The organism is Modestobacter sp. URMC 112 (genome assembly GCF_053502575.1).
Window position 1 is genome coordinate 311,967 of the sequence record NZ_CP199957.1, and the last position, 15,252, is coordinate 327,218.

Below are 15,252 nucleotides of genomic sequence, written 5' to 3' on the forward strand. Positions count from 1 at the left end.
GGGGCAGGGGGTCCTTCCTCATCCTCCGGCGAACGGGGGCAGGACGTCGACGACGGCGCCGGGTGCCAGGGGCAACGCGCGGTCCCGCGTCGAGGTCCCGTCGACCAGGAACGAGCAGGCGGTGAGCACCCGCTCCAGCCGCTCCCCGTGCTCGTCCACGATCTGCCCGACCAGGTCGGCCAGCGTCCCGGCCTCGCGGGTCTCGGTGTCCACCCCCGCGGCTGCCCGTGCGCCGGCGAAGTACCGGACGGTCACCGTCCCCGGCACCGTCACCCTCCGATGGCCGACATCGGCCGGCTGGGCTGCAGGAAGGCCGGGTCGTCGATGCCGTGCCCGGGGAGCTTGGACAGCGTGGCGATCCGCCAGCGATCGGCGAGCTCGGCGTCGGTGGCCCCCTCGCGCATCGCCGTCCGCAGGTCGGACTCCTCGCGGGCGAACAGGCAGTTGCGGATCTGTCCGTCGGCGGTGAGCCGGGTGCGGTCGCAGGCGCCGCAGAAGGAACGGGTCACCGAGGCGATCACGCCGACCGTGAGCCCGGTGCCGTCGACCAGCCAGCGCTCCGCGGGCGCCGCGCCGCGCTCCTCCACATCGGGGACGAGGGTGTGGGCGGCGGTCAGCCGGGCCAGGATGTCCTCCGCGGTGACCATCTCGCCGCGGGTCCACGCGTGGTGGGCGTCCAGCGGCATCTGCTCGATGAAGCGCAGCTCGTACCCGTGCTCGAGGCAGTACTCCAGCAGCGGGACGGCGTCGTCCTCGTTGATGCCGCGCAGCAGCACCGCGTTGACCTTGACCGGGGTGAGGCCGGCGTCCTTCGCGGCCTGCAGCCCGGCCAGCACGTCGTCGAGCCGGTCCCGGTGGGTCAGCTGCTTGAACCGGTCCCGGTCCAGGGTGTCCAGGCTGACGTTGATCCGGTCCAGGCCGGCGGCGGCCAGCGCCGGCGCCATCCGGGACAGCCCGATCGCGTTGGTGGTGAGGCTGACCTCGGGCCGGGGGCGCAGCGCGGTGGCGGCGGCGACGATGCCGGGGAGCCCCGGCCGCAGCAGCGGCTCGCCGCCGGTGAACCGCACCTCGCGGATGCCGAGCTGCTCCACTCCGATCCGGACCAGCCGGACGATCTCGTCGTCGGTGAGCACCTCGACCTTGGGCAGCCAGTCCAGCCCCTCGGGCGGCATGCAGTAGCTGCAGCGCAGGTTGCACCGGTCGGTCAGCGAGACCCGCAGGTCCGTGGCGACGCGTCCGTGCCGGTCGACCAGGCCGCCGCTGCCCGGCGCAGCCGGCTCGGTCGGTCGCACCCTGGGGTCGGGGAGAGGGCTGGCCGTGGTCACAGGCCGAATGTAGTAGGCGGGCGGCCGGACGGCGCCGGTCCCGCTCACGGCCCCGGGGACGGACCTCAGTGGGTGAGGGCGAGCTTCAGCACCACCGCCACTCCGGCGACGGCGGCCGCGGTCGCGCCGACGGTCCAGGCCCGGCGGACGGGGACGTCCTCCCGCAGCCGGCGGTAGACGATGCCGATGGCCGCGATCCGGCCCAGCACGATGACCGAGGCGAGGGCCTGTCCCCACAGCGCCGGGAGCCAGTCCAGGGCGGTCGCGCCGAGCAGCGCCGCCGGGGTGGCGCCCGAGCTGATGATCGGGACGGCGTCGCGCAGGTGCTCGCGCACCGCCGTCCCCAGGGCGTGCCCACCGAACAGCGAGCCGATGGAGTGCGCCAGCACGTGCGCGACGTAGGTGGACAGCACGGTGCCGGCGACGATGGCCACCGCGGCGCCGGAGGCGACCGCTGCCGGGGAGGCGCCGACCACGGCCGCGAGCACCAGGACGTTGCCGTAGACGTAGGCCGAGACCCGGCTCTCCGCCCGGGCCGCTGCGACGTCCACCCGGCGGGCCGAGGGGCTGGTGCCGTGCGCGCTCCCGGACGTGGTCACCGGGCCAGTGTGGACGCACGTCCCGGGCCCGCCCCGGACGCGGCGGAGCCCCCTGGCAGCGGTGCTGCCAGGGGGCTCCGGGTGCCCGGCGGAGTGCCGGGTCAGCCGATCGGGGTGGGGTCGGTCGGGTCCGGCGGGACCGGCACGGAGTCCTGGATGCGGTTGCGGGCCTGGCAGTCGGTGGTGCAGTTGGTGGCGCCGGCGGACAGCTCGATCGAGTCCTCGCCGAGGACGCCGCCCATCCGCCCACCGGAGGCGACCGACCAGCGGGTCGTCGTCGCGGTCTGCTGCAGCTTGGTGGCCACCTGCGGGCTGTCCTTGCCCAGCAGCATCTGGTGGGTGGCGTCGGCGGCCACGCCGTCCCCGAAGTTGACCTTCCCGGTGTACTCGTTGACGAAGTAGAAGAGGCCGGCGCCCAGCGTGTGGGTGTACTCGACGGCGCCGCCGAACTCCTGCTCCATCTGGAAGATGCCGCCCTGCGGGGCGTCCTTGGCCTGGACCTTGAACTTGCCGGCCGCGGTGGAGAAGGTCACCACGAGCGTGTCGTCGCGCAGCCGGAGCTGCTCGATCCGCACGCCGCGCAGTTGGGCGGCGCTCAGCGTCGGCACCTTTGAGGCGAAGACGACGGTCGGCGAGGTCACCATCCGCTGGGCGTCAGGGGCGCCGGTCAGCGTGTAGTCGTAGACGCCGAGGGTGGCCGGGTCGATGGCGAAGCCGACGTGCGTGCCGCGGACCAGGACGCGCCCGGTGGGCGTGACACCGTCCAGGCGGAACTCCTTGCCCGTCGCCGGGTTGGACGTGCGGCCGTTGACGGTGACGGCGAAGTCGCCGGTGCTGGACACGACGGCCGTGCCGCCGTCTCCGGCACCACCGTCGTCCCCGCCCGAGGCGGCGGCGACACCGGGGGTGAACAGGACGGTGGCGGCGAGCACCAGGGCGGTGAGCAGGCGGGGGCGGGACATGGGCGTCCTCCAGGCGAACGTGTCACCGTGCGTGTGCGACGGCTTACTCATTGATGCATGAACGGTCAAGCAAGTCGAGCCGCCACGCCAGACACGCCGCTCCGCTGACGCTGCTACGTTCAGGTCGCCACCCGAGAGCCCGGCGGGCACCCCCGCACTCGCCTGTGGCCAGGAAGCGCGAGAAGCAGTCCGTGTCCGGAAGAGTCCCCGCACCCCGCAGTCTGTTCGCCCCCTACGCCCGCCTGTTCGCCGTCCCCGGCGCCCGGGCGTTCTCCCTCGCCGGCTGGCTGGCCCGCATCCCGATGGCCACCGTCGGGCTCGGCTCGATCCTGCTCGTGGCCGGCGAGACCGGCAGCTACGGCCTGGCCGGCGCCGTCTCGGGCACCCTCGCGCTGGCCTTCGCCCTCGGCAGCCCGCAGTGGGCGCGGCAGATGGACCGCCGCGGCCAGGCCGCCGTCCTCCGGGTGACCAGCGTGGTCTACCTGGTGCTCGGGCTGGCGTTCGTCGGCGTCGTCGTCGCCGACGCGCCCCGTTGGACCTGGTTCCTGCTCGCCGCCCTGAGCGGGGCCAGCGGCGCCAACATCGGCGCGGTGGTCCGGTCGCGCTGGGCGCACGCGCTGCCCGACCAGCACCAGCGGCAGACCGCGTTCGCCTTCGAGTCGGTGGTCGACGAGGTGGTGTTCGTCGTGGGCCCCCCGGCGGTCACCTTCCTGGCGGCGCTGGTCGCCCCGCCCGCCGGGTTCCTGGCCGGCCTGCTCGTCGGCGTCGCGGGCGGGCTGGTGCTGTCCGGTCAGGTGGCGACCCAGCCGCCCGTGGTCGCCGTCCCGGCCGGCCGCCGGCCGGTGCGCCGCTCGGTGCTGCACCCGGCCCTGGTCGTCGTCTCGGTCACCTACGTCGCCGTCGGCGTCGTCTTCGGGGCCATGGACGTCGTGGTGGTCGGCTTCGCCGAGGACGAGGGGGCCCCGGCGGCCGCCGGGATCGCCCTGGCGGTCTACGCGGCCGGCAGCCTGCTGGCCGGACTGCTCTACGGCGTGCTGCGGCTGCCCGGGACCCTGGTCGCCCGGTTCCTCGTCTGCGCCGCGCTGTTCGGCGCCGCGGCCCAGGCGCTGCTCCTGGTCGGCTCGCTGGGCTGGCTGGTCCCGGTCGCGTTCCTGGCGGGGCTGTCCATCGCGCCGCTGCTGGTGGCCGGCATGTCGCTGGTGGAGTCCCGCACCGACCGGTCCACCCTGAACGAGGGCCTGACCTGGACCTCCACCGGTCTCACCCTCGGGCTCACCGCCGGGGCCGCGGTGACCGGCGCAGCCGTCGACGCCTGGGGTGCCGAGGCGGCGTTCGCCGTCCCGGCGGCCGGTGCGGTGCTCGCGGCGCTGTGCGCCCTGGCCGGCGGTCTGCTGCTGCGCCGGCCGGCCGGCACGGCGGCCCCGCTGGTGGAGCAGGGCGCCGCCCGCTGAGCACTGCTGCCGGCCCCCGGGCGCATTCCCGTCCCCCGCGGTGAGATCGCTCGCGGGTTGACGTCCGGAGGGCCGGGTAGGCCGGAGGAGGACCGGCGCGCCCCCGTGTGCGGTGTGCGCCTCCCCCGACCACCCGACGAGAGGACACCCATGGCCACCGTGCCCACGATCCCCCTGAACAACGGCGTCGAGATCCCCCAGCTCGGCTTCGGCGTCTACCAGGTCCCGCCGGCGGACACCGCGGACGCGGTGCGGACCGCGCTCGAGGTGGGCTACCGGCACATCGACACCGCGGAGATGTACGGCAACGAGCAGGGGGTCGGCGAGGGCATCCGCGCCGCGGGCGTCCCGCGCGAGGAGGTGTTCGTGACCTCCAAGCTGAACAACGGCTTCCACGCCCACGACGACGCGCTCAAGGCCTTCGACGGCACCCTGGACGCGCTGGGCTCGGACTACGTCGACCTGTTCCTCGTGCACTGGCCGCTGCCGGGCATCGACGTGGACTACGTCGAGACCTGGAAGGCGATGGAGGAGATCTACCACTCCGGCCGGGCCAAGGCGATCGGCGTCTCCAACTTCAAGGAGCACCACCTGCGCCGGCTGTTCAGCGAGAGCGAGGTCCGCCCGGCGGTCAACCAGATCGAGGTGCACCCCTACCTCGCCCAGGACGACCTGCGTGCCTTCGACGCGGAGCACGAGATCGCCACCGAGGCGTGGTCGCCGATCGCGCAGGGCAAGGTGCTCGACGACCCGACCATCGTCCGGGTGGCCCAGCGGGTCGGCCGGACGCCGGCCCAGGTGACCCTCCGCTGGCACGTGCAGCGCGGCGACGTCGTCTTCCCCAAGTCGGTCACCCGCAGCCGGGTCGAGGAGAACTTCGCGCTCTTCGACTTCGCGCTCAGCGAGGACGACATGCGGGAGATCACCGCGCTGGACCGCGGCGAGCGCGTCGGCCCCGACCCGGACACCTTCAACTACATCCCGTGAAGGACCCCGTCCTCCTCACCCCTCGCAGGCTCGGGGTGAGCCTCTGGACGGGGCCGCAGTGACGCGCTCGGTCAGGGCGGCCCGGACGATGGCGACCACGGTCTCGGTGTCGATCCCGGCAGCGCGGGCCTGGGTGGCGAGCACCGCCGCCGTGGCCCGGACCGCGGCGTCGTCCGGGAGCACTGCCCGGGTGCCGGTGACCACGGTCCCGGTGCGGCGGCGGCTGGCCACCAGGCCGGCCGCCTCCAGCTCGGCGTAGGCGCGGGCCACGGTCCCGGTGGCCACGCCCAGGTCCGCGGCCAGCGCCCGCATCGTCGGCAGCCGGGTGTCGCGGGCCAGCAGCCCGCCGTGCACGTACGCGGCGATCTGGCTGCGGATCTGCTCGTAGGGCGGCGTCGGGTCCTTGACGTCGACGGTGATGTCGAGCGCGTCCACGGGCGGGTCAGCCGACCGGGACGGCCGGCGCGTCAGCAGGGACGGCGGGGGCCCGCACGCACGCCACGGCGACACCGGCCAGCATCGACGCCAGCCCGAGCACGGCCACGGCGACCCCGGTCACCGCCAGCAGGCCGGGCGACACGCGCATCGCCATGCCGCCGATCGCCAGCAGCCCGCCGGTGTCGACGAGGACGGCGGCGGTGGCCGCGCGGAGCACCCGGTGCGCCGAGGCCCGGCGCAGCGCCGCCTCGATGCGGTCGTCCTGCGTCGCGACCGCGGGGCGCTCGGCGACGAGCCACAGTGCGCCCAGCACGGCGACGGCGAGGAGGAGCAGGCCGATCGCCGTCGGGCCGCCGTAGAACAGCCCCGGGAACGGGCTCGCCGTCGCCGTGAGCAGGCCGGTCCCGTCCACGTCGCCCGGGGAGGTCCGCGTGTAGCTGCGGCCGTCCGGCGCCGCGAGCAGGGCGCCGAGGACGACGGTGACGACGGCCAGCGCGACGCCCCCCGCGGTGGCGCCGAGCAGCCACCGCGGCGCTGCGTCCAGCGGCCCACGTCGGACCAGCCGGGCCCGGCGGACCTCGCCCGCGGGCCGCGGCCAGGTCGACTCCCCGACGGCGAGCACCCCCGTGTGCACGAGCGCGAACGTGATCGGCACCAGCAGCACGGTGGTCCCCTGCCCGCCGGGGGAGGTGTTCCCGAGGTCGACGACGGCGACCCACACCGCGGCGGCGGCCCCGAGGACCAGCGCCGCCGCTGAGGTCAGCCGGGCGTGCCGCCGGGCGGCGGACACGGCCGTCTCGCGGCTCGGTGCCGACCGGCGGGCGAGGCCGGTCCCGGCGGCGACGGCCGCCGCCACGAGCAGGGCGGGGAGCAGGAGGAGCACGCTCATGGCGACGTCCCGTCATTGGTCCATTGATTCAAGCGATTGAGACAATGACGCCCGGCGGTCCGCGGCGCAAGCACCTCACCCCTCAGGGCGCCTCCGTGACGAAGTCGATGAGCTCCTCCACCCGGCCGATGAGGGTGGGCTCGAGGTCGGTCCAGGTCCGCACCCGGGCGAGGATCCGCTGGGCCCAGACGTAGCCGGTGTCGTCCTCCCAGCCCAGTCGGCGGCAGACCCCCTCCTTCCACGGCTCGCCCTTCGGGACCACCGGCCAGGCCTCGATCCCCACCACCGAGGGCTTCACCGCCTGCCAGATGTCGATGAACGGGTGGCCGACCACCAGGGCGTGCGCGCCGGTGACCTGGGCGGCGATCCGGGTCTCCTTGGAGCCGGTGACCAGGTGGTCGACCAGCACACCGAGGCGCCGCCCGGCCGAGGGGCGGAACTCCCGCACGATCCCCGGCAGGTCGTCCACACCGTGCAGCGGCTCGACCACGACGCCCTCGATGCGCAGGTCGTGCCCCCAGACCTTCTCGACCAGCTCGGCGTCGTGCTTGCCCTCCACGTAGATGCGGCCCTCGCGGGCCACCCGGGCCCGGGCGCCGACGACGTAGGTCGACCCGGACGCGCTGCGCTGCGGGCCGGACGGCGCGTTCTGCCTGGGGCGGACCAGCACCACCGGCCGGCCGTCCACCCAGAAGCCCGGGCCCAGCGGGTAGGCGCGGACGCGCCCGTTGCGGTCCTCCAGGTGGACGACGTCCTTCTCGCAGCGCACCACCGCGCCGACGAAGCCGCTGCTGGGGTCCTCGACCACCACGTCCCGTGCGGCCTCGACCTCGGGGGTCGGCTTCTTCTTCGTGCGGGGGTGGACCAGGTCGTCGTAGGGGGAGCGAGGAGGCACGGGTCCATGCTCCGTGTGACCGGCCCCGGTGCGCCGTCACGACACGCCCGGGGTGCGTCGTCCGGCGACCGACCGGCGTGTCGCGACTCCGTCGCGGCGATGAGGTAGAACCCGCCGCCGCGGTCAGGGCGAGCCGCTGACCAGGAGGTATCCGCGCGCCGGGCCGAGCGGCCCGGGCCCGGCACGGTCACCCACGGTGAGTCGATCATGCACCGCTCGTTTCCGGGCGCCCCTGACGGGCAGTGACGGTCCGAGACACCAGATCCCCCGAGCAGAGGAGCGGAACCCATGATCGGCACCGACACCCTCGACCGCGTGATCGGCGCAGACGTCTACGACGCCGACGGCGACAAGATCGGCACTGCCTCCGAGGTGTTCCTGGACGACCAGTCCGGCAACCCCGAGTGGGTCACGGTGAAGACCGGCCTCTTCGGCACGAAGGAGACCTTCGTCCCGATCCGGGACGCCGACCTCACCAACGACGGCGTGCGCGTACCCGTGAGCAAGGCGGCGGTCAAGGACGCTCCCAAGATCGACTCCGACGGGCACCTCTCCCCGCAGGAGGAGGAGGCCCTCTACCGCCACTACGGCATGGGCATGGGCGGCGGGGCCGGCATGACGACCGGTCGCACCGACACCGACACCACCACGGCCGGGACGACGTCGGGCATGACGTCCGGCACGCGGGACACCGACGGCCGGACGGGCACCGCCGGGATGGACGCGACGGCCGGGATGGACACCGACGGCCGGACCGGTACCGCCGGCATGGGCATGTCGGCCGGCACAGGGACGTCGGCCGGCACGGGGACGTCGGCCGGGATGGAGACCGACACGAACCGTCACGGGACGGTCGGTCACGACACCTCCGGTCCGACGACCGACCAGGCCATGACCCGCTCCGAGGAGCAGTTGCGTGTCGGCACCACCACGGAGGAGGCCGGCCGCGCCCGGCTGCGCAAGTACGTGGTAACCGAGAACGTGACCAAGACCGTCCCGGTGACGCGGGAAGAGGTCCGGGTCGAGCGCGAGCCGATCACCGACGCCAACGTCGGCAACGCGATGGACGGGCCCGCGATCAGCGAGGAGGAGCACGAGGTGACGCTGCACGCCGAGCGTCCCGTCGTGGAGAAGGAAGCCGTGCCGGTGGAGCGCGTGCGCCTGGACAAGGAGACCGTCACCGACCAGGTGACCGTGGACGAGACCGTCCGCAAGGAGCAGATCGACACCGACGACGCGCGCGGGGACACCCGCCGCTGACGAAGGACCCCGTTCCCCCCACCGCTCGCGAGCTCGCGGTGGGGCCCTGAACGGGGCCGGGGCCTCAACCCCACAGCGCCCGTCCCGACCCACCGGGGCGGGCGCTGTGCTGTGGTCCGCCGTCCCGCTCAGCCGATGGGCAGCGCGTCCCCCGGGCGCGGCATGACCGGGGCGCCCGCCTCCTCCTCCAGCACGTCGGCGGCAGAGCCGACGATCAGCCGGTCAGGGGTGCCGACCGCGGCGTCGTCCCGGCCGGTGTAGTCGAAGCGGGCCAGCACGTGCCGCATCGCCTCGAGCCGGGCCCGCTTCTTGTCGTTGCTCTTGATCACCGTCCACGGGGCGTGCTCGGTGTCGGTGTGCAGGAACATGGCCGCCTTGGCCTCGGTGTAGGCGTCCCACCGGTCCAGGCTGGCCAGGTCGGTGGGGGAGAGCTTCCACTGCCGCACCGGGTCGATCTGCCGCACGATGAAGCGGCTGCGCTGCTCGCCGCGGGTCACCGAGAACCAGAACTTCACCAGGTGCACCCCGCTGCGGACGAACATCCGCTCGAGCTCGGGGGCCTGGCGCATGAACTCGAGGTACTCGTCGGCGCTGCAGTAGCCCATCACCCGTTCCACGCCGGCCCGGTTGTACCAGGACCGGTCGAACAGGACGATCTCCCCGGCGGCGGGCAGGTGCCGCACGTAGCGCTGGAAGTACCACTGGGTCCGCTCGCGCTCCGAGGGCTTGTCCAGCGCGACCACCCGGGCGCCGCGCGGGTTCAGGTGCTCGGTGAAGCGCTTGATGGTGCCGCCCTTGCCGGCGGCGTCCCGGCCCTCGAAGACCAGCACCATCTTCTGCCCGGTCTCCTTCACCCAGCCCTGCAGCTTGAGCAGCTCGATCTGCAGGCGCCGCTTCTCGATCTCGTACTCGCGGCGCTCCATCCGCTCGCTGTACGGATAGCCCTCGCGCCAGGTGTCGACCCGCCGGCCGTCGGGGTCGAACAGCTCCCGGTCGTCGTCCCAGTCCTCGTCGGAGTTCGTGTCCGGCAGCGAGTTGAGCCGCCATCGGCTCAGGTCGACGACGGAGGACAGCTGGTCGTCGGGAGTGCGGTCGGGCGCGGGCTGGGTCACGTCGCCTCCGGGAGGGCGGGGCCGGGCTGCACGCGTCGATCCTGCTCCTGGAGCGCCGTACGCGCCGCGCGGCTCGCCCGGGTCAGGACTCGACGTCCACCGCGAGCCGGCCGGCCGGGGCCCGGTCCAGCGGGGACCGCAGCCGCACGGCCACGACCACACCCGGCGCGGCGACGACGTCGGCCAGTCCGCGCCAGGACAGCCGGCCCGCCGCCGGGGCCGACACCCGGGCATGCACCTCCACCGGGCAGATGGGTGCCGCCGGGTCGGCGGTGGCCCAGGGGAGCGTCACCCGCCCGCCCGGGTCCAGCACGGCGACGCCCGCCGCGCGCGCCAGCCGGCCGACGAGCGGCCACCCGGCGACCTCCGGCGTGGCGACCGGGAGGCCGGGGACGGAGGTCAGCAGGGCCAGACCGTCGAGCCAGCCCACCCGGTCGGCGACCACGACGAGGTGTCCCGGTCCGGTGCGTGGCCAAGCTGCCGGGGACGGGCGCACCTCCACCCGCACGTCCAGGGCGCTCAGCACCCGGGCGGCGCCGCAGACCAGCAGCCGGCGTCGGCCCCGCGTCCCGGTGAGCGGAGCCCGGAGCAGCCCCGCGGCGGCCCGGGTGAGGGCGCCGGCCAGGCGCAGCAGGCGCCGCTGCCGGACGCCGGCGGCCACCGCCGGGGGCGGGTGGACGGCGGCTGCCGGTGCGGACCCGAGGGGCACAGCGGTCATGTCGCCAGGTTCGGGGCGCCCGGTGTCGCCGCGGTGTCCACCGGTCGACGGGCGACCGGCGGGCAGGCGGCGAACTCGCCCGGGTCGGGGAACGCGGGCGGCCGGGGCCGTCGCACCGGCCCCGGCCGCACCGCACACCTGACCAGAGTCGCCGCTGCGGCGCGACAGCAGCCCCCGGGCGCCGGCCTCAGTCCCGCAGGCAGGCGGTCAGCGCACCCACCATCAGCGGGACGTCGAGGGCCGAGGCCAGCTCCCGGCAGGAGTGCATGGCCAGCATCGGCGCGCCGACGTCGACGGTCGCGACGCCCAGCCGGGTGGCGGTCAGCGGGCCGATGGTGCTGCCGCAGGGCAGGTCCGCCCGGCTGACGAACCGCTGCAGCGGCACCCCGGCCTCGTCGCAGCGCTCGGCGAACCATCCGCCGCCGGCCGCGTCGGTCGCGTAGGCCTGGTTGGCGTTCACCTTCAGCACGGGCCCGCCGCCCAGCCGCGGCGTGTGCTGGGGCTCGTGCCGGTCGGACCGGGTGGGGTGCACGGCGTGCGCCATGTCCGCCGACACCAGCACCGACCGGGCGACGGCGCGGTGCACGGCCTGCGGGTCAGCGGGGTCGGTGGCGGCCGCCAGCCGGGCGACGACGTCGGCCAGGAAGCTGCCGCGCGCGCCCTCCATCGAGCCGCTGCCGACCTCCTCGTGGTCGTTGCACACCAGCAGCTGGGTGCGCCGGGTCGCCGGCGCGGCGAGCAGGGCGGTCAGCCCGGCGTGGCAGCACGCCAGGTCGTCCAGCCGGGGCGCGGCCACCCAGCTCCCGTCGGCGCCCGCCCGGGCGGCCGGCTGGGTGTCGGCCAGCACCAGGTCGTGCCCGACCACGTCGCCCGCGGCCACCCCGGCGGCGTCGGCCAGCGCCTCCGCCAGCCCCGGCGCGGTGCCCAGCTCGCCGTCCCAGACCGGCACGAGGTGCCGCTGCGGGTCCAGGGTCAGCCCCTCGCGGACGCCGCGGTCCAGGTGGATCGCCAGCGACGGGAGCCGCAGCGGCGCCCCGGGCAGCCGGACGAGCGCCGTCCCGCCGCCGCGCAGCGCCAGCCGCCCGGCCACGGTCAGCTCCCGGTCCAGCCAGGTGTGCCAGAGGCCGCCGCCGTAGGGCTCGACCCCGACCAGCCGGTAGCCGGCCTGCCGGACGTCGGAGTGCGGTCGCACCCGGAAGGTGGGGGAGTCGGTGTGCGCACCGACCAGGCGCAGCCCGGCCTCGGCCGGCGGCGCGGTGCCCACCCGGAACGCGATCACGCTGCCGCCCCGGCGCACCACGAAGTGCTCGCCGCCCGGGGACAGCTCCCAGCGGTCGGTCTCGGCCAGCTCGGCGAAGCCGGCGGCACGGAGCCGGCGGGCGAGCTCGGCTCCGGCGTGGGACGGGGAGGGGGAGGCGTCGACGAAGGCCCGCAGGTCGTCGCCGAGGGCGAGGTCGTCGGTCGGGGCGGCGTCCGTCGTCGGCATGCGGTGATCCTCCCCGGCGGCCCCCGCGGCCACTCCCTTCGGGTCAGCGGGGGGAGGAACCCTCAATCGGCACGCCGATCCTGCCGATCACGACCTCATGGACCCCGGCGCGGACAGCACGCGGCGGACGGCGTCGTCCTCGGGACGGCTGCTGTCCGCGCTGCTGGCGTGCCTGCTGTTGTTCAGCACCGGTGTCGCCGGCCGGCCCGACGGCCCCGGCTGGGCCCTGGGCTACGACCTGGTGCTGTACAACGCGGTCTACCTGCTCGGTGCCGTGATGTGCTGGCAGGCCGCCCGCCGGGTGCGGGCGGAGCGGCTGGCCTGGCTGGCCCTGATGGTCGCGCTGCTGACCAACGTGCTGGGGAACGTCGTCTACACCCTGGTCGTCGCCCGGATGGCGGTGGAGCCCTACCCCTCCCTGGCCGACCTCTTCTACCTGGGCAGCTACCCGGCGCTGTACGTGGCGATCATCGGGCTGCTCCGCGCCCGGGTGCGCCGCTTCCCCGCCAGCATGTGGCTCGACGGGCTGGTCGGCGGCTTCGGCGCGGCGGCCGTCGCCGTCGCCGTGCTGCTCGCGCCCTCACTCGAGGCCACCGGCGGCCATCCGGCCGCGGTCGCGGTCAACCTGGCCTACCCGGTCGCCGACGTGCTGCTGCTGTCCCTGCTGGTCGGGGTCAGCGCGATGCTCGGCGTGCGGATGGAGCCGACCCTCCTGCTGCTGGGCGGCGGGCTGGCCTGCTTCCTGCTCGGCGACATCGTCTTCCTCGACCTCATCGCCCGGGACATCTACGTCGAGGGCGGTCTGCTGGACCTCAGCTGGTTGGCCGGGGTGGTCCAGCTGTCGGTGGCCGCGCACCTCGCCCGGTCGGACGGTCCCCCGGCCGCCGGGACCGTGGAGGCGGCGTCGTCCCGGGTCGGCTGGCGGGTGATCGCCGTCCCGCTGGTGTCCAACGTGGCGAGCCTGGTGCTGCTCGGGCTCAGCCGCGGGGACGACTTCTCCGCCGTCGCCGGGTGGTGCGCCATCGCCAGCGTCTTCGCCGGACTGGGCCGCACCGTCGCCACCCTGCACGAGATCCGGGCGCTCCAGGACGTGCGGGTGGAGGCCCGGACCGACGAGCTGACCGGCCTGGCGAACCGGCGCGCGTTGCTGGAGCGGGCCACCGAGTCGCTCCGCTCGGCGACCCCGGAGAGGCCGGTCGCCCTGCTGCTGCTGGACCTGGACGGCTTCAAGGAGGTCAACGACAGCCTCGGGCACCACGCCGGGGACGAACTGCTCCGTCTCACCGGGGCGCGGCTCGGCCGGGTGCTGCGGAGCGAGGACCTGCTCGCCCGGCTGGGTGGTGACGAGTTCGCCGTCCTGCTCGCCGACACCGGCCTGCCGGACGCCGAGCGGAAGGCCGTCCAGCTGCGCGAGCTGCTGCGCGAGCCGTTCGCGGTCGAGGGCATCCGGCTGCACATCGGCGTCAGCATCGGCATCGCCTCGGGACCGGTCCCCGCCGCGACCGTCTCGGAGCTGCTGCGGTACGCCGACGTCGCGATGTACGTGGCGAAGAGCTCCGGTGCCGGCGTCCACGTGCACGTCCCCGACCCGACGGGGTCGTCCTTCGACCGGCTGCACATGATGGAGGAGCTGCGGACGGCGATCGCCACCGACCAGCTCGCGGTGCACCTGCAGCCGCAGGTGGCGCTCACCGACGGGCGCGTGGTCGGGGTCGAGGCGCTGGTCCGCTGGCACCACCCGACCCGGGGCCTGGTCATGCCCGGGGACCTGCTGCCGGCCGCCGAGCAGGCGGGCCTGCTGCAGCCGCTCGCCGAGGTGGTCCTGGAGCTGTCGCTCGCCGCGGCGGCGAGCTGGTGGGACCGCCAGCCCGTCCCGGTCTCGGTCAACCTGTCCGCGCCCGACGTCACCGACCTGGACCTGCCGGCCAAGGTCGCCGCGGCGCTGTCGCGGGCCGGCCTGCCGCCGCAGGCGCTGACCCTGGAGCTCGTCGAGGACACGCTGCTGACCAACCCGCAGCGCGCCCGTGAGGTGCTCGGCCAGCTGCGCGAGCTCGGTGTGCGGACGTCGATCGACGACTACGGCTCCGGCTACAGCTCGCTGGGCTACCTGCACCGGCTGCCGGCCGACGAGCTCAAGCTCGACCGCTCGCTGACCGCCGGCGTGCAGACCGACCCGCGGGCGGCGGCCATCGTCCGGCACACCGCCGCGCTGGCCCACGACCTGGGCCTGAGCCTGGTCACCGAGGGGGTGGAGGACCTGGCGATGGCCGAGGTGCTCGCCGGGCTGGGCTGCGACCTCGCCCAGGGCTACGGCATCGCCCGGCCGATGCCGGTCGAGGACTTCCGGACCTGGCTGCGCGAGCACGCGGCGGGGTTCGACCTGGCCGTCGTCGGTCCGCCGGTCCCGGCGTCCGCGCTCGACCGCGGCTGAGCGCGCCGGGCCGACCGGTTCAGCGCAGGCGCGCCTCGAGGCCCTGTCGGACCTCCGGCCACTCGTCCCGCAGCACGCTGAAGACCACGGAGTCGCGGAAGCTGCCGTCCTCGCGTCGCACGTCGCGGCGCGTCACGCCCTCCCGGCGCGCCCCCAGCCGGCTGATCGCCGCCTGCGACCGCGTGTTGAGCAGGTCGGTCTGGATCTTGACCCGGCCGTACCCGCAGTCCTCGAAGCAGTGCCCGAGCAGCAGCAGCTTCGCCTCCGGGTTGACCTGGGTGCCCCACCAGCGGGGTCCGTAGAGGGTCCAGCCCAGGTGCACCTTCTCGTTCACCAGGTCGGCCTCGCCCAGGGACGACGTCCCGACCAGCGTCCCGGCCGGCCCCAGCCGGCCGTCCGCCACCAGCCGCACCGCGTAGGCCGTGCGGCCGTTCCCGCGCCCGTCGGGCGCCTCCCGGGCGAGGAACCGCTCGGCCGCCAGCGCCCGGCCGTCGGCCGGGGACGCCGGCCGCCGGTGCATGACGTACCCGCTGCGGTAGACCTCCGGGTCGGTCAGCAGCGGGCCGAGCTCGTCGAGATCGGGCTCGCCCAGCACGTCGAGCCGGACGTACCGGCCGACCAGTGGCCGCCCGGAGGGCAGCGTCGCCCTGCCCGCCGTGTCGGTGCTCATGGGACAGCACGCTAGGCGGCAGGGCGTCG

15 protein-coding genes are annotated in these 15,252 nt (G+C 75.1%); 4 read left to right on the top strand and 11 right to left on the bottom strand.

The genetic code is table 11. The annotated features are described in order from the left end of the window. Nucleotides 1–18: 18 nt before the first annotated feature. The 4 genes from ACWIX6_RS01415 to ACWIX6_RS01430 form a co-directional block, all read right to left on the bottom strand. Complete coding sequence (locus ACWIX6_RS01415; RefSeq protein WP_448615060.1) at nt 19–273, bottom strand: MoaD/ThiS family protein; 255 nt, start codon at nt 271–273, stop codon at nt 19–21. Then, on the bottom strand, nt 270–1,325 hold the full coding sequence (gene moaA, locus ACWIX6_RS01420; protein ID WP_448615061.1) for a GTP 3',8-cyclase MoaA: 1,056 nt from the start codon (nt 1,323–1,325) through the stop codon (nt 270–272). Before moaA ends, ACWIX6_RS01415 begins: the two co-directional genes overlap by 4 nt. Nucleotides 1,326–1,390: 65 nt before the next feature. Further along, nucleotides 1,391–1,924: a hypothetical protein gene (locus ACWIX6_RS01425; RefSeq protein ID WP_448615062.1), complete on the bottom strand. Its 534-nt coding sequence runs from the start codon at nt 1,922–1,924 to the stop codon at nt 1,391–1,393. Nucleotides 1,925–2,025: 101 nt separating this feature from the next. Next, on the bottom strand, nt 2,026–2,886 hold the full coding sequence (locus tag ACWIX6_RS01430) for a hypothetical protein (RefSeq protein ID WP_448615063.1): 861 nt from the start codon (nt 2,884–2,886) through the stop codon (nt 2,026–2,028). 191 nt (nt 2,887–3,077) lie between these two features. Here ACWIX6_RS01430 and ACWIX6_RS01435 point away from each other — a divergent pair, with 191 nt between their 5' ends. Both ACWIX6_RS01435 and ACWIX6_RS01440 read left to right on the top strand, forming a co-directional pair. Then, a complete protein-coding gene (locus ACWIX6_RS01435) occupies nt 3,078–4,337 on the top strand; it encodes an MFS transporter (protein WP_448615064.1) in 1,260 nt (419 codons plus the stop codon). 150 nt (nt 4,338–4,487) lie between these two features. After that, a complete protein-coding gene (locus ACWIX6_RS01440; RefSeq protein ID WP_448615065.1) occupies nt 4,488–5,324 on the top strand; it encodes an aldo/keto reductase in 837 nt (278 codons plus the stop codon). A 15-nt stretch (nt 5,325–5,339) separates the two neighbouring features. Here the strand turns inward: ACWIX6_RS01440 and ACWIX6_RS01445 are convergent, their stop codons facing one another. The 3 genes from ACWIX6_RS01445 to ACWIX6_RS01455 all read right to left on the bottom strand — a co-directional run bounded on the left by ACWIX6_RS01445 (nt 5,340) and on the right by ACWIX6_RS01455 (nt 7,546). After that, nucleotides 5,340–5,759: a GntR family transcriptional regulator gene (locus tag ACWIX6_RS01445; protein WP_448615066.1), complete on the bottom strand. Its 420-nt coding sequence runs from the start codon at nt 5,757–5,759 to the stop codon at nt 5,340–5,342. 7 nt (nt 5,760–5,766) lie between these two features. Then, complete coding sequence (locus ACWIX6_RS01450; RefSeq protein WP_448615067.1) at nt 5,767–6,651, bottom strand: hypothetical protein; 885 nt, start codon at nt 6,649–6,651, stop codon at nt 5,767–5,769. Between the two features lie 82 nt (nt 6,652–6,733). Next, nucleotides 6,734–7,546, bottom strand: a complete 813-nt coding sequence (locus tag ACWIX6_RS01455; RefSeq protein WP_448615068.1) for a DUF3097 domain-containing protein — start codon at nt 7,544–7,546, stop codon at nt 6,734–6,736. A 288-nt stretch (nt 7,547–7,834) separates the two neighbouring features. Here ACWIX6_RS01455 and ACWIX6_RS01460 point away from each other — a divergent pair, with 288 nt between their 5' ends. Next, nucleotides 7,835–8,806, top strand: a complete 972-nt coding sequence (locus ACWIX6_RS01460) for a DUF2382 domain-containing protein (protein ID WP_448615069.1) — start codon at nt 7,835–7,837, stop codon at nt 8,804–8,806. 128 nt (nt 8,807–8,934) lie between these two features. On the opposite strand, the gene ppk2 is transcribed toward ACWIX6_RS01460, so the two are convergent. From ppk2 to ACWIX6_RS01475, 3 genes are all read right to left on the bottom strand, one after another. Beyond that, nucleotides 8,935–9,918, bottom strand: coding sequence for a polyphosphate kinase 2 (gene ppk2 / locus ACWIX6_RS01465; protein ID WP_448615070.1), 984 nt, complete (start codon nt 9,916–9,918; stop codon nt 8,935–8,937). Between the two features lie 82 nt (nt 9,919–10,000). Next, the gene (locus ACWIX6_RS01470) at nt 10,001–10,636 is read right to left on the bottom strand and encodes a hypothetical protein (protein ID WP_448615071.1); all 636 of its coding nucleotides are present in this window, start codon (nt 10,634–10,636) and stop codon (nt 10,001–10,003) included. Between the two features lie 187 nt (nt 10,637–10,823). Then, a complete protein-coding gene (locus ACWIX6_RS01475) occupies nt 10,824–12,122 on the bottom strand; it encodes a M18 family aminopeptidase (protein WP_448615072.1) in 1,299 nt (432 codons plus the stop codon). 97 nt (nt 12,123–12,219) lie between these two features. On the opposite strand from ACWIX6_RS01475, the gene ACWIX6_RS01480 reads away from it, so the two are divergent. Continuing rightward, nucleotides 12,220–14,553 (top strand): putative bifunctional diguanylate cyclase/phosphodiesterase, encoded by a 2,334-nt coding sequence (locus tag ACWIX6_RS01480; RefSeq protein ID WP_448615073.1) that lies wholly within the window; start codon nt 12,220–12,222, stop codon nt 14,551–14,553. Nucleotides 14,554–14,572: 19 nt separating this feature from the next. On the opposite strand, the gene ACWIX6_RS01485 is transcribed toward ACWIX6_RS01480, so the two are convergent. After that, nucleotides 14,573–15,223 carry a GNAT family N-acetyltransferase gene (locus tag ACWIX6_RS01485; protein ID WP_448615074.1) on the bottom strand — a complete coding sequence of 217 codons (651 nt, stop codon included), beginning with the start codon at nt 15,221–15,223 and terminating at the stop codon, nt 14,573–14,575. Nucleotides 15,224–15,252 lie beyond the last annotated feature (29 nt).

Coding starts and splice junctions, on each gene's coding strand:
- ACWIX6_RS01430 (WP_448615063.1), bottom strand. CDS start 2,886: ATGTCCCGCCCCCGCCTGCTCACCGCCCTGGTGCTCGCCGCCACCGTC.
- ACWIX6_RS01450 (WP_448615067.1), bottom strand. CDS start 6,651: ATGAGCGTGCTCCTCCTGCTCCCCGCCCTGCTCGTGGCGGCGGCCGTC.
- ACWIX6_RS01460 (WP_448615069.1), top strand. CDS start 7,835: ATGATCGGCACCGACACCCTCGACCGCGTGATCGGCGCAGACGTCTAC.
- ACWIX6_RS01440 (WP_448615065.1), top strand. CDS start 4,488: ATGGCCACCGTGCCCACGATCCCCCTGAACAACGGCGTCGAGATCCCC.
- ACWIX6_RS01475 (WP_448615072.1), bottom strand. CDS start 12,122: ATGCCGACGACGGACGCCGCCCCGACCGACGACCTCGCCCTCGGCGAC.
- ACWIX6_RS01485 (WP_448615074.1), bottom strand. CDS start 15,223: ATGAGCACCGACACGGCGGGCAGGGCGACGCTGCCCTCCGGGCGGCCA.
- ACWIX6_RS01480 (WP_448615073.1), top strand. CDS start 12,220: ATGGACCCCGGCGCGGACAGCACGCGGCGGACGGCGTCGTCCTCGGGA.
- ACWIX6_RS01470 (WP_448615071.1), bottom strand. CDS start 10,636: ATGACCGCTGTGCCCCTCGGGTCCGCACCGGCAGCCGCCGTCCACCCG.